Origin of the sequence: Streptomyces nanshensis (assembly GCF_001751255.1) — a bacterium.
In the GTDB taxonomy this organism is placed as follows: domain Bacteria; phylum Actinomycetota; class Actinomycetes; order Streptomycetales; family Streptomycetaceae; genus Streptomyces; species Streptomyces nanshensis_A.
Map to the genome: position 1 here is coordinate 1 of NZ_LJGW01000135.1, position 12,771 is coordinate 12,771.

Sequence of the window (12,771 nt, forward strand, 5' to 3'; positions counted from 1 at the left end):
CGTGGCGTGCTCGGGGGAGGCGCCCGAGCAGCGGCCCGCGAGCCGCGGCCCCGCCGTGCACGACACCGGCCGTCCCGAGCCGGGCCCGTACACGGTCCGCACCCGGCATGTCTCCACCGCCGAGGCGAAGGGCGCCTTCCGCGGCGGCACGCTCCACTACCCCGCGGATGAACGCGACGGCGGCGACGGTGAGCAGCCCCGCGGCGACGGCCGGGACGGGAACGGCCGCGACCACGGCGTCATCGCCGCGTCCCCGGGGCTGGGCGCGGAGGAGTCGGTGGTCACCCCGTACGGGAAGCTCCTCGCCTCGTACGGCTTCGTGGTGATCACGATCAACACCAAGACCCTGGACGACTCCCCGTCCCGGCGCGGCCACGAACTCCTCGACGCCCTCGGCTATGTGACCGGACGCAGCCCCCTCGCCGACCGCACCGACCCGGACCGCCTCGGCGTCCTCGGCCACTCCATGGGAGGCGGCGGCGCCCTCTTCGCCGCATCCCGCGACCGGGACGTCAAGGCGGCCGTGGGCCTGACCCCGTACGCGGAGCGCCGCGACTGGCCCCGTGTGCGGGCGGCCACGCTCCTGATCGGCGGCAGTGGGGACGAGATCGCCCCCGTGAAGCAGCATGCCGCGGCCTTCTACGAGGGCCTGGACCACGCCGAGGAGAAGGAATATCTGGAGCTGCGGGGCGACCACTTCGTCGCCACTCCGCCCGGGAGGCTGGTCGGCGCCCAAGTCGTGGGCTGGTTCCGGCACTTCCTCGACGGCGGCTCCGGCTCCGGCTCAGGCTCCGGCTCCGGAGCCCGCGCACCGCTCTGCCCGCCGCCGCACTCCGCGCTCGTCACCGCGTCCCGCGACACCTGCCCGTTCGACCGACCCGGCCGGACGGGAGACCGGTGAGCGCCTGACCGCCGGCACGGCCGACGAGAAGAGGGCGAACGCCCGGTCCGTACACGCGTGCACACGTGTCCGGCAGGCATGCCCGACACGCATGCCCGAGTGGAACGGAGAGCGGAGCATGACCTTCGCGCGGGTGCTCGCGGTCGCCCCCGTCCACGCCCCGGACGGCAACCGCGTCACGCGGGTCGAGAACCCGGTGGCGTCCTGAGCGGGCCCGCGTGGCCCGCGCCGCGCGGGGGCGGCATTTAACGTCGCCGGGCAGAGCCGTTAACCCGCTCGTTCCTACCGTCCCGGCATGGAATCGATCAGTCAGCTCCTCGCCCGTCTCGCCCTCGACCTCGCCGCCGTGTCGGTGCTGACCTTCGCCGTCTACTACCCGCGGCACCGGCGCCGGGACCTCGTCCCCGCCTATCTCGCCCTGAACGTCTCGCTGTTCTCGGTCGTCGCCGCGCTCGCCCGTACCGGCGGAAGCGGCGGAATCGCCCTGGGCTTCGGGCTGTTCGGGGTGCTGTCGATCGTCCGGCTGCGCTCGGAGTCGATCCAGAGCGAGGAAGTGGCCTACTACTTCACGACGCTCGTCCTCGGCCTCATCGCCGGGCTGCCGCACGTGGACTTCGCCGTCGCCGCCGCGCTGTGCGGGATACCGCTTCTGGTCGTGTACGCGGCCGACCATCCGCGGCTGTTCGCCCGTACCCAGCATGCCGTGGTCACCTGCGACGCGGCGGTCACCGAGCCCGAGGCCGTCGACTCCTACCTCCGCGCGCACGTCGGGGAGCCGCTGTCGTGGAAGGTCCAGGAGGTCGACTTCGTACGGGATCTCGCCGTGCTCGACGTGCGCTACCGGGTACGGGGCGGGTCGGGCGCCATGCCCTCCCGTGCCCGCTCCGATACGGAGGGTACGGCCGGTTCGGCCCGTACGACGGCGGCGCACACCTCGGCCACGGGCAAGGACGGCGAGGGGCGTCTGAACGGGGCCACGGCATGAAGGGCCGGGGCGAACACCCGGCGTACGAGGGGCACTTGGCCCCGGAGCGCTCGACCTCGGAACGCCCGGCCGCCCGGGAGCACACACCACCGGCCCTGCGTGCCCTCGACCTCGCCTCGTCCGCCGCACATCCGGTACCGCTCGCCGAGGTCATGGCGCGCGCCTCGCTGCTGGCCCGCTTCGACCGGGTCCATCTCGTCCCGGCTCGTACGTTCGTGGACTTCGCGGCGCGGCTGACCGATCCGCGTGCGCCCGAGCCCTTCCGCGTGCTGTCCATCGACGGACTGCGCTGCTTCCGCTACCACTCCGTCTACTACGACACCGCGGGACTGCGGGCGTATCACGATCACCGGCAGGGCAGACGCCGGCGGTTCAAGATCCGTGAGCGGCGCTACGAGCACTCGGGCGAGCGGCAGTTCGAGGCGAAGCTCAAGGGGAGGAGGGGCGAGACCGTCAAGTACCGCACACCGCTTGCCGCTTCGGGCCCGGCGCTGGGCGAGGGCACGCGCCGGTTCCTCACGGGGACGCTGCGCTCCGCGTACGGCGTCGATCCACCGGAGGCGCTGATCCCGTCGCTGGTCACCGACTACGCACGGATCACCCTGGTCGCCGACGGCATGCGGGTCACATGCGACGCGGGCCTGGTCTGCCGGACGCCGACGGGGGCGCCGGGCGGAACCGGGGGTACGGGCGGTCGCGGAGGTCTCGGCGGCGGCCGCGAGGTGCACGGCGACGGTGAACTGGTCCTGGTCGAGACGAAGTCGACGGGACGGCTGACCGACGTCGACCGGCTGCTGCACCGCTACGGCATCCGCCCGGCCGAGTTCACCAAGTACGCGGCGCTGGCCGCGCTCAGCCCCGCGCTGGGCGGAAACCGCTGGCGGCGCGCGCTGCGCCAGGTCTTCCCCGGCCGGTAAGGAGCCGGGGACGGGGGCGGGTACGGTCCGGTCCGGCGTGACCGCGGTCCCGCGCAGACCGTACGAACCGGCGAACGTGAACTGCCGTGTGCGGCACCCCTGTTGGCCTCGGGCCCTCACACCGTCCCGAAGCGGCAGCGGACGCGAGCACCGCCCCATACGCCCTCGGCCGCGCCCAACTCCACGCCGCCGCCCGACTCCTCCGCGGTACGGCGGGCGATGTCGAGACCCAGGCCGGTCGACCCCGTACCGCTCTCGCCGCGCGCGGGCGCCTCCGCGTCGGGGAAGCCCGGACCGTCGTCCTCCACCGTCAGCACCCCGTCCGTGCCGACGGTCACCCGCAGCGCGACCCCCTCCGCGGTGTGGTCGAGCACGTTCCCGATCAGGGCGTCGAGCACCGCGCTCAGATCGTCGGCCGAGACCTTCACATAAACCGGTTCCGGGGGTATGGCCGCGGTGACCGTGCGGCTCTGGTCCTCCGCCAACGGCGTCCAGAACTCCGTGCGTTCACGTGCCACCGCCGCCAGGTCCGACTGCCGGCCGCCGGTCTCCGCGGCGGCCCGCCGCGCCGTGCGGATCACCTCGTCCACGCTGCGCTCCAGCGCGAGCACACCGGCCGCCACCCGCCGCGCGGCCTGGTCGTCGTGCAGCCCCTCCGCTTCGAGCCGCAGCGCCGCGACGGGTGTGCGCAGCCGGTGCGCGAGATCCGCCGCACGCTCCCGCTCAGCCCCCAGCAGCGCCCCGATCCGTTCGCCCAGTTCGTTCAACCGCGCCCCCACCAGGCGCAGTTCGTGCGGTCCGGAGGGCTCGGCCCGTGCCGTCAGATCGCCCGTCGCCAGCCGGTCGGCCACTCCGGCGAGCCGCCGTGTGCTCCGTACGAGATGGGCGGCCAGCCGGTCCGCGAAGGCGAGTCCGAGCAGGGTCAGCGCGGCGCCGAGCCCGCCGAGCGCCAGCCAGGACGGCAACACCCCCGCGCGCAACTGCTCTTGGCTGACGGCGACCCGTACGACCGTCGCTGTGCCCGCAGTTCCGGACGGGTCCCGGTTCCCGTCCCGGTCACGGCCCTGACCCTGCGGCGCGGCCGGAGCCGAGCCCAGCACCGGCACCATCACCACGCGTCCGCCGCCCTCCGGCGCATGCGTGAACGCCCGGCCCGTGCGCGCCAGCCGCAGCGCGGCACCGCTCGTCCGGTACGGGCGCGGCCCCAGCACCTCGCCGTCCGGCAGTACGACCGAAGTACGCGGCTCACCCCGGGAGTTGAGCCCGTCCAGCACACCGCGGACGACCCGCCGCGCATGCTCGGTGGCCGCCCCCGAGGCGCCCCCGTCCCCCGTCCCCTCCTCGTTCCCGGAACCGCCGAGCGCGCCGCCGACGACCGCCGCGACGGACTGGGCGCGCTCCACCGCGTCCGTCATCGCCTGGTCCTCGGCGTGGCTGCGGGCCAGCAGCCCCAGGGGTATCAGCAGCGCGGTGAGCACCAGCGCCGTGGTGACCCCGATCAGCAGCAGCAGTTGCCTACGCATCGCCGCCGCCCTCACCGGAACCGTCCGCGTCGCCCTCGTCGTCCGCCCTGCCCTCGTCCCCCGTGCCGTCGTCCCCCGTGCCGTCGTCGGGCGACGCCGTGCCGGGCGGTGCGAGCTTCACCCCGACCGTGCGTACGGTGTGCAGATAGCGCGGCTGCTGCGCCGTCTCGCCCAACTTCCGCCGCAGCCACGACAGATGGACGTCCACCGTCTTGTCGGCGCCGCCCAGCGGCTGCTGCCAGACCGCGGCGAGGATGTCGCGCCGGGAGACGACCTGCCCGGCCCGGCGGGCGAGATAGCACAGCAGGTCGAACTCCCGCGGCGTCAGCTCCAACGGCTCCCCGTCCAGCGTCACTTCGCGCGCGGACGGCGCGACGACCAGCTCCCCGACCCGGATCGGTCGCTCGGGCTCCGGCGGGGCGCCCGTCCCCAGCCGCCGCAGCACCGCCTTGACACGGGCGTCCAGTTCGCCGGAGCCGAACGGCTTGACGATGTAGTCGTCGGCCCCCTCCTCCAGCGCCATGACGATCTCCGGCTCGTCCTCGCGGGCGGTCGCGATGATCACCGGTACGTCGCTCACCGCCCGCAGCATCCGCAGCACCCGCGAACCGTCCACGTCGGGCAGCCCGAGGTCGAGCACGACGAGGTCCGGCCGGTGCGTGACCGCCTCCTCCAGCCCCTGCATGCCGGTCGACGCGGTCGCCACGGCGTGGCCGCGGTCGCGCAGCGCACGTACGAGCGCGCCGCGCAGTTGCGGATCGTCCTCGATGACCAGGAGATGGGGCACGTACGTCACGTTAGCCACCGTCCGCGCACCGGGCAGCAGGTGCGGCGCCCCTGCTCACGGACTTATACGGGCGCTAACCCGGCGTTAGGGCCGGGCCGGGCACACTTGCCGCATGAACGGTGCCGACCCGGAACGGACCGGTCCACTGCCGCCCGCGGAACCCTCTGTACGGCGATCCGTATGGCGATCCGTGTGGCGACGCCGCAGAGCGACCGCGGGCTGGGTCTGCGCGGTCGTGCTGGCCGCGCTGCTGGGCGTCTGGTCCTTCCAGTACGGCACGCCGGGCGCCCGGTACACACGTCACGAGCCCCTGGACGACGACCGCGTCCGGCGCGAACTGGCCGCGGAGCGCGGCTCCCAGCCGACCGCCGGGCCGACCGCCCGGCCGACCACTGGACCGACCACTGGGACGACCGCTCAGCCGACAACCGAGCCGGCCACCGGGCCGACCGCCGGAACGACGGACCCCGCCACGGCACCGGACGCACCGCGCACCGCGACGGTCCACTTCCCGGGGGACGTCGCCACGGCCACCGTCGAGTGCCGTCCCGACCACCTCGTACGGCTGCTGAACTGGAGCCCCTCGGACGGTTACAGCGCGGACGAGGTCGAATCGGGCCCGGCACGCGAAGTGACGGTCGAACTCGAACCGCCGGACGACGACGCCGACAGCCGTACGTTCGCGGTGCGCTGCCACGGTGGAGAGCCGGAGGTCGCCGTCTCCGCGGACGACGAGGACGACGACGACTGAACTCCCGCCCCTGCGCGCCGGGCGGCGGCGTCGTCGCGCCGGGAAATCACGTCGACAACGCCCTCCGCACTCGGCAGAGTGACCGCTCGTGACGAGCAGTGAGCTGTGGACCCGTGCGACCGCCGACCGCTACGACGCCGAGGAGACCGAGATGTCCTCGGCCGCCGTCCTCGGACCGACTCTCGACTTCCTCTCCGAACTCGCAGGAGACGGCCGGGCGTTGGAGTTCGCCATCGGCACGGGACGCGTGGGCGTGCCCCTCCGGGAACGCGGTGTGCCGGTGACGGGCATCGAGCTCTCCGCGCACATGGCCGCCGCGCTGCGGCGCAAGGCCGACGAGGAGACGCTGCCGGTCACCATCGGGGACATGGCGACGACCGTCGTGCCCGGCGAGTTCGCCCTCGTCTATCTCGTCTACAACACCATCAGCAATCTGCTCACGCAGGACGAACAGGTCGAGTGCTTCCGCAACGCCGCCCGTCATCTGCGGCCCGGCGGCCGTTTCGTCATCGAACTGGGCGTCCCGCCGCTGCGGTTCCTGCCGCCCGGCCAGGTCGCGGTGCCGTTCGACGTGTCCGACCGGCACGTCGGCTTCGACACCGTCGACCCGGTCGAACAGACCCTCGTCTCCCACCACTTCACCCGCGAGACCGACACCGCCCACTACCGCCGCGGCGCCTCCCGGCACCGCTACGCCTGGCCGGCGGAACTCGACCTGATGGCCCGCCTCGCCGGCCTCGCCCTGGAACGCCGCGTCGCCGACTGGGACGGCTCACCGTTCACCCAGGACTCCCTGAAGCACGTCTCGGTCTGGCGCAGACCGATGTGATCCCGGCCCCGGGCGCCGGGCCCGACCGTTTCTGACAGCGGCCACGAATCTGTGCCGTGAGCGACCTCGCGGGATTCTCGCCGCCGAGTCCCCACGTGGAGTGCCAATGTCTCTGCCGATCTGGGGAGTCGAGCAGATCTGCGCAGAGCATTCGAGGGCGGAGACTTCTCCCCGGATTTCTCTCTCTGCTTCCGTAAACGCGAGGGCGCTCGCTCGATCTGACGGGGCCGGTCTGGCCGAGAAAAACATTTTCCCGCCCGCCGGCCGTCCTGTAGATTGCCGTTCGGTCGTCGTCGTGCTCCACGGGGGGAGTTCTTTCGGACGGCCAAGGGGGAGGAAACATGAGCCGGCACGTCGACCCTTCTGCGGTGTACACGACGACTGCGGAGCCTTCGCCGGGCCCGTCTCCCGGCCCCACTCCGAGCCCCTCGCCGTCCCAACCGGACGACAGGAGCCCCGCCCCGGAACCGTCACCCTCACCGAACCCCAGCCCGACGCCGCCGGCGCCGTGGGGGTCCGATCCGGACGTCGGCGTCACCTCGTCGTTCCTGCGCAAGCGGGCCGACGACTGCGAGGTGGCGTCCGAGATCGTCCGAAAGACGCGAGGCGTGGCTGAGGACGCGAGCACGGGGTTGGCCCGCGCCGCGGACGGCTGGGATTTCATCAACAGCCTCGACGAGCTGGAGGGCCGCTGGGAGGCCCTGAACAAGTTCGTCGTGCAGCGGCTCGACCAGGCAGCGGAGAACTTCCGCCTCAGCGCGGACGCCTACGACGCGAACGAGACGCGCACGGCGTCCCAGTTCTCCTGATCAGGACCACCGCGCCGGGACGGAAAGGGGGACAAGAATGCCGAGTTTCACCGCACTTCTGCACCTCGATGTCGCAGGGCTCGAGACATTCGCCGACGAGTGGGCGACGGTCCACCGGAAGCTGAAGGAAGCCCGGACGGGGTTTCACGACGACGTGGTGAAACCTCTCCACGAGGATCATTGGCGGGGCAAGAGCGGCCGCACCGCTCAGGACTACTGCGACCGCGTCCAGTTGGATATCGACGCGCTGGACAAAGAGGTCAAGTCGCTGCGGAAATTCCTGGACACGGAGGCCGACGGCGCGACAGGCCGCGGCGGCGTGAAAGGGCTCGCGGGGTTGAAGCTGCGTGCGGAGAATCTTCAGCGCGACGCGACGGACGAAGGGATGAGGATCACCGACTCCGGAAAGGTCGAGTGGTCGGTGATGTACGACCCGGACGGCCCGGAAGGCTACAAGGTGCCCGACGAGCGGAGGAAGACGGCGAACGCGCTGGAGAAGCGGGTGCGGAAGCTGCTCGACGACGCCGCCGAAGACGACGACTGGCTGGAGAAAAGCCTCAAGGTGATCTTCGGTACCGTCGGCAACTTCGAGGCCGAGAACCGGAAGTTCGGCATCGTGGAGCCCACGGCCAAGGACCGGCAGGTCCACAACCAACTCAACAACGTCGCCTATTACTTCGCCACCATGAAGGGATGGCCGACGGCCGCCGGCCTGGTCAAGCACTACCTGGAGGGCACCGGAAAGCCCGTCGAGGTCGAACCGCAGCAGATGATGGACGACATCCCCGCCTTCCGGAAGGACGTCGACGACACGCTGGACGACGACGTCCGCAAACGCGGGGACGGGCCGTTCACCACCGAGTGGTCCTCTACGGCTCCCGATCCCGAAGACGGCGATCGCAGCACGGAGTGGTTCTACGCGCTCAACCACTTCCAGTACCGTCTCGTCGGGGAGAAGGAGGGCGACGAGATCAACTACCACGTCGAGGTGCAGAAGCGATACGACTGGGGCATCCCCAGCGAACACCGCGCCACGGTCTCCGGCGGCGGGCCGGGGCCCTTCGGAATGGATCTGGAGCAGGCGGACATCGCTCACCTCCACAGCTCCGGAATGGCGAGGGACTTCGACGTGTCCGGTTCCTCCGACGAAATGCGGGCCCACTCATGAAGGGCCGGCACACGGCGGACGGACAGAATCGACCGGGGTCGTCCGAAACCACCGGCCCGGGGTTCCCGGACGACGTGCGGAACGGGGACGGCGGCAGCGACGCGGGCCCCGGCCGCATCGCGAAGAAGGTGGCCCTCTACGCGGGACTCGCCGTCTGCGTCGCCTTCATCGCCTGGGTGGCCTGGGGGTTCTTCCAGTTCGACCACGACATCGACCATCCCCACCAGGGCGGCTTCTCCGGGTGGCAGTGCGACGCGGGCCGCGACTGCGGTTCCTGACGACCCTCCTCACAGGGCGTTCGCCCTGCCCCGTACGAGGCGGGACGGGCCAAGTCCTCACCCACCGCCGGGAGTTGATGTGCCTCCACGGCCACGATCACGGCCACGGCCTTGTGGGCGGCTTCCATAGGTGTTCCGCCAGCGGACTCGGTGAGCCCGGTCCCCCTGTCCGCTGCCGTTGATCTCGAAGAGATCCGTCAGCGGTGTGCCCTTGTTCCACAGCCCGAGGACGTCGCGGTGGACGGTGACGATGCCGTTGGCCAGCGCGTACGCGGTCGCCCGGTCGGTGAAGCGGCTCGTGGTGACGAACACGGCGACGTCCGCCGCGAAGTGCACACGGCTGCCGGCCAGTTCGCGCAGGTCACGGGGTGGTATGGACCGATAGGCCGCATAACGCTTGCACTGGACGACCATGCTCCGCCCGTCGGGCAGCCGCCCCCTGACATCGACTCCGTCGTCCCCGGCCCCGCCGACTCGCCGCACTTCACCGCAGCCGTCACGGCGGCACAACTCGGCGACGTGCTCTTCGAATTCCGTACCGGACATCCGGTCCACCTCGTCCAGAGTGCGATGCCCCGAGCGGACTTCGTCCTCACGTCGCCAGGCCTGATCCTTGCTCTTGAGTAAGCGGTCGGTGCGCCAGAGACGCCAGCCGACGACACCGACCAGGCCGGCAAGCACCGCGGCGACGACGTAGAGCCACACCGAACGAGTGTCACCGCCGGGCAATGCGAGCCGGAAGAACGTATCCGGACGCATTCGGACACAAGGGGGTGGTTCCAGAACGGCACTGCGTCGCCGTCTCGGAACGCCGCCAACGACGGTCCTGACGCTTCCAGTTGACCGAACGCCCGGAGCGATGCACCGCGTCGCGTGCCGCTGCCCCACGGCTATGGCCGGCCTGGGCACGCCCCGGACACTCAGTGCGGCCTGCCCCAAGCCGTCTCCGAGGCGCTCACTCAGGGAAAGGACCCGAACGGTGCCGTCGGTGCCGCGATGAGCGTCCGCAGCAGTACAACTCACGAAAAGCACGGGGCACTTGTTCCGCCGTGCGATAGCTGCCGAGCCCTGGCAAACCACTACCAGATGGAATTCCTGTCATGAGCACCAGTGGCCCCCTCCCGCCGCACGTCGCCGAAGTCCTGTCCGAGGCTGGCTGGACCCAGTCCTGGCGTGCCGACACGTCCCGGTGGCGGGACGCATTCGTCGACGACGGCGTGGACGCACACCCCGCGGCCCTCGAATTCCTGGAGAAGTTCGGCGGGTTGAGCGTGAGCATCTCGGGCCCGGGGATCACCTGCGCCCGCACTCCCTTCGCGTTCGATCCCGCGCTCTGCGACGGGGAGGGCGACCGCTTCGCCGACTGGAGCGCCGAACTCGGCGTTCGCCTCTTCCCGATCGGCGAACTGGACAACGGCCACTTCTTTCTCGGCATCGACGAGTACGGCGTGATCTATCTGGTCGCCGACTGGATCGCCCGCTTCGGAATGTGGCCGGAGGCGCTGGACGCGCTGGTCCGGGGAATCCAGCCCGAGACGGTCGCGGAGTAGCGCCTCGCCCGTAGACGGGCCGCTTCCAGCGCGGGGACCGGTCTCCTGTCAAGGGTGGCCATCTCCGCCAGGCTCCGACCAACGATCTCCGGGAGCGCTCCCGACATGCGTCAGGGCCGGTGTCATCTACCCGGACACCGGCCCTGAACTGCTACTTCCTCTGTCGGGGTGGCGGGATTTGAACCCACGACCTCTTCGTCCCGAATGAGGTCAACTCGCCTGTGTGGGCTGGTACTTGCGAGAACTTCGCAGGTGGGAGCCTTGGTTTGCGTTGGTCGCGGTCGGTCGCCGAGAGGTGTTGTCTGACGATCTTCGCCAGAGTTTCGCCAGACTGGACCATCGGCGCCAGACGGGCACGGACCAACCTGGACTACGGGAGTCTGCGTGTACCCAGACCAGGAATGAGACCAACACGAACCTGCTGCTGTCATCGGAGCTTCCGGGTGCGGTCGGGTTTCCCCTGTCGCTTGCGCTTGGGTTCGCAGCTGTTCCCGAGCCCTTGCCGTAGGCCCGAGGCGGTGCTCCAGACCGGGCGCCAGTCTCGAACCTGCCTGGACCCTGGCAAGGCCGCACAGGTCCCGAGGAAGCCCCACCGGCCTTGCGTCGTTGTGCGGGTGCGCGTCACCTCGCGGGTTTGAGCCTAATTCGGTCCCCGACCGGTACCCTCGCACCGCCTTTCTGTGACGTCTTGGGCGCTACCTGGCCCGGGTGTAGGACACGGTCGTCTCGGGGCAACTGCCGGCGAGCTGCTCGAGTGCCCTCTTCTCGCTGCGATCGATGGTGAGTGACCAGCGGAGCTTGGTGGAGAGCCAGTCGGGCCGTGTACCGACAGGTAGCGGGCTTCGAGGGCGGCAGCCACTCGGCGGGGTCGCGGTCGCCTTTGCTGCGGTTGGGGCCCAGGGATACGGCGACCAGGGAGCATTTGACGTCCCGGCCGTTGGCGTACCGTTCCCGCTTCTCAGCCGGCCGTAACCGTCCGGGCTGGGTTTACATGTGTTGCACCGTCTGGCTCTCCTATTGGCTCCCTGTGCCTCAGCGACTAGGGGGCTGCTTCACGAACTCTGCGACGCCGCTCGGGAGAGGACCACGACCTCATTCCGCATGCCGATGATGATGTCGTTGGAGAGCACAGCTACCGCGTCAGTGGGCAGGGGAAGCGTAATGGCCTCCGAGAGTCGATGGAGCACAAGGTCCCACAAGCGGACGCTCCCGTCGTTGCTGCCTCCGGTGACCGCATGAGCCCGACCGTCAATCACCGTGCAGGCAACAGCACTCACGGGACCGCGGTGACCGGTGAGCGTGGCGCGAAGCGAACCGTCCACGAGATCCCACACCCGGACTTCCCCGTCGCCGCTGCCGGTGACCGCATGAGCCCGACCGTCAATCACCGTGCAGGCAACAGCATCCACGGGACCGCGGTGACCGGTGAGCGTGGCGCGAAGCGAACCGTCCACGAGATCCCACACCCGGACTTCCCCGTTGCTGCCTCCGGTGACCGCATGAGCCCGACCGTCAATCACCGTGCAGGCAACAGCATCCACGGGACCGCGGTGACCGGTGAGCGTGGCGCGAAGCGAACCGTCCACGAGATCCCACACCCGGACTTCCCCGTTGCTGCCTCCGGTGACCGCATGAGCCCGACCGTCAATCACCGTGCAGGCAACAGCATCCACGGGACCGCGGTGACCGGTGAGCGTGGCGCGAAGCGAACCGTCCACGAGATCCCACACCCGGACTTCCCCGTTGCTGCCTCCGGTGACCGCATGAGCCCGACCGTCAATCACCGTGCAGGCAACAGCATCCACGGGACCGCGGTGACCGGTGAGCGTGGCGCGAAGCGAACCGTCCACGAGATCCCACACCCGGACTTCCCCGTTGCTGCCTCCGGTGACCGCATGAGCCCGACCGTCAATCACCGTGCAGGCAACAGCATCCACGGAACCGCGGGGACCGGTGAGCGTGGCGCGAAGCGAACCGTCCACGAGATCCCACACCCGGACCTCCCCGTCGTCGCTGCCGGTGACCGCATAAGCCCGACCACCAATCACCGTGCACGCAACAGCACGCACGATCCTGCGGTGACCTGTCAGGGTGGCGCGAAGCGAACCGTCCACGAGATCCCACACCCGGACGTCCTTGTCACGGCCTCCGGTGACCGCATAAGCCCGACCATCAATCACCGTGCACGCAACAGCATGGATCCAATCCGTGTGACCGATCAGCGTGAACCGGTCACTGCCGTCCACGAGATCCCACACCCGGACGTCCTCGTC

Annotated in this window: 13 protein-coding genes; 9 read left to right on the plus strand and 4 right to left on the minus strand. The window is 70.5% G+C overall.

The features are described from left to right. The 3 genes from AN218_RS36500 to AN218_RS07865 form a co-directional block, all read left to right on the plus strand. On the plus strand, window positions 1-901 hold a 901-nt coding region (locus AN218_RS36500), incomplete at its 5' end, for a poly(ethylene terephthalate) hydrolase family protein (protein ID WP_171908628.1). A 295-nt stretch (window positions 902-1,196) separates the two neighbouring features. Continuing rightward, entirely contained in the window at window positions 1,197-1,886 is a 690-nt protein-coding gene (locus AN218_RS07860) for a DUF4956 domain-containing protein (RefSeq protein ID WP_079131917.1), read from the plus strand. Then, complete coding sequence (locus AN218_RS07865; protein WP_107421393.1) at window positions 1,883-2,803, plus strand: VTC domain-containing protein; 921 nt, start codon at window positions 1,883-1,885, stop codon at window positions 2,801-2,803. Before AN218_RS07860 ends, AN218_RS07865 begins: the two co-directional genes overlap by 4 nt. A gap of 116 nt (window positions 2,804-2,919) precedes the next feature. Here the strand turns inward: AN218_RS07865 and AN218_RS07870 are convergent, their stop codons facing one another. Then, window positions 2,920-4,326 carry a sensor histidine kinase gene (locus AN218_RS07870; protein ID WP_070016052.1) on the minus strand — a complete coding sequence of 469 codons (1,407 nt, stop codon included), beginning with the start codon at window positions 4,324-4,326 and terminating at the stop codon, window positions 2,920-2,922. After that, window positions 4,319-5,113 (minus strand): response regulator transcription factor, encoded by a 795-nt coding sequence (locus AN218_RS07875; protein ID WP_079131920.1) that lies wholly within the window; start codon window positions 5,111-5,113, stop codon window positions 4,319-4,321. The genes AN218_RS07870 and AN218_RS07875 overlap by 8 nt, the downstream gene beginning before the upstream one ends. Before the next feature lie 112 nt (window positions 5,114-5,225). Here AN218_RS07875 and AN218_RS36505 point away from each other — a divergent pair, with 112 nt between their 5' ends. The 5 genes from AN218_RS36505 (at window position 5,226) to AN218_RS07900 (ending at window position 8,948) form a co-directional block, all read left to right on the plus strand. Beyond that, entirely contained in the window at window positions 5,226-5,864 is a 639-nt protein-coding gene (locus AN218_RS36505; RefSeq protein WP_171908629.1) for a hypothetical protein, read from the plus strand. An 88-nt stretch (window positions 5,865-5,952) separates the two neighbouring features. Beyond that, complete coding sequence (locus AN218_RS07885) at window positions 5,953-6,693, plus strand: class I SAM-dependent DNA methyltransferase (RefSeq protein WP_070016044.1); 741 nt, start codon at window positions 5,953-5,955, stop codon at window positions 6,691-6,693. A 608-nt stretch (window positions 6,694-7,301) separates the two neighbouring features. Beyond that, window positions 7,302-7,502 carry a hypothetical protein gene (locus AN218_RS07890; RefSeq protein ID WP_141747505.1) on the plus strand — a complete coding sequence of 67 codons (201 nt, stop codon included), beginning with the start codon at window positions 7,302-7,304 and terminating at the stop codon, window positions 7,500-7,502. 37 nt (window positions 7,503-7,539) lie between these two features. After that, entirely contained in the window at window positions 7,540-8,670 is a 1,131-nt protein-coding gene (locus AN218_RS07895) for a hypothetical protein (protein WP_070016046.1), read from the plus strand. Between the two features lie 74 nt (window positions 8,671-8,744). Beyond that, on the plus strand, window positions 8,745-8,948 hold the full coding sequence (locus AN218_RS07900) for a flagellar basal body-associated FliL family protein (protein ID WP_141747506.1): 204 nt from the start codon (window positions 8,745-8,747) through the stop codon (window positions 8,946-8,948). Between the two features lie 57 nt (window positions 8,949-9,005). Here AN218_RS07900 and AN218_RS07905 read toward each other — a convergent pair whose 3' ends face one another. Beyond that, window positions 9,006-9,653 carry a restriction endonuclease gene (locus AN218_RS07905; protein ID WP_070016048.1) on the minus strand — a complete coding sequence of 216 codons (648 nt, stop codon included), beginning with the start codon at window positions 9,651-9,653 and terminating at the stop codon, window positions 9,006-9,008. A 395-nt stretch (window positions 9,654-10,048) separates the two neighbouring features. On the opposite strand from AN218_RS07905, the gene AN218_RS07910 reads away from it, so the two are divergent. Beyond that, window positions 10,049-10,498, plus strand: a complete 450-nt coding sequence (locus AN218_RS07910; protein WP_070016049.1) for an SUKH-3 domain-containing protein — start codon at window positions 10,049-10,051, stop codon at window positions 10,496-10,498. Window positions 10,499-11,550: 1,052 nt separating this feature from the next. On the opposite strand, the gene AN218_RS34255 is transcribed toward AN218_RS07910, so the two are convergent. After that, the coding region (locus AN218_RS34255) for a WD40 repeat domain-containing protein (protein WP_216311734.1) at window positions 11,551-12,771 on the minus strand (1,221 nt) is incomplete at its 5' end.

What these genes read in the sequence shown, in the direction of transcription:
- AN218_RS07865 (WP_107421393.1), top strand. Translation starts at nt 1,883, where the DNA reads ATGAAGGGCCGGGGCGAACACCCGGCGTACGAGGGGCACTTGGCCCCG.
- AN218_RS07910 (WP_070016049.1), top strand. Translation starts at nt 10,049, where the DNA reads ATGAGCACCAGTGGCCCCCTCCCGCCGCACGTCGCCGAAGTCCTGTCC.
- AN218_RS07870 (WP_070016052.1), bottom strand. Translation starts at nt 4,326, where the DNA reads ATGCGTAGGCAACTGCTGCTGCTGATCGGGGTCACCACGGCGCTGGTG.
- AN218_RS07895 (WP_070016046.1), top strand. Translation starts at nt 7,540, where the DNA reads ATGCCGAGTTTCACCGCACTTCTGCACCTCGATGTCGCAGGGCTCGAG.
- AN218_RS07860 (WP_079131917.1), top strand. Translation starts at nt 1,197, where the DNA reads ATGGAATCGATCAGTCAGCTCCTCGCCCGTCTCGCCCTCGACCTCGCC.
- AN218_RS36505 (WP_171908629.1), top strand. Translation starts at nt 5,226, where the DNA reads ATGAACGGTGCCGACCCGGAACGGACCGGTCCACTGCCGCCCGCGGAA.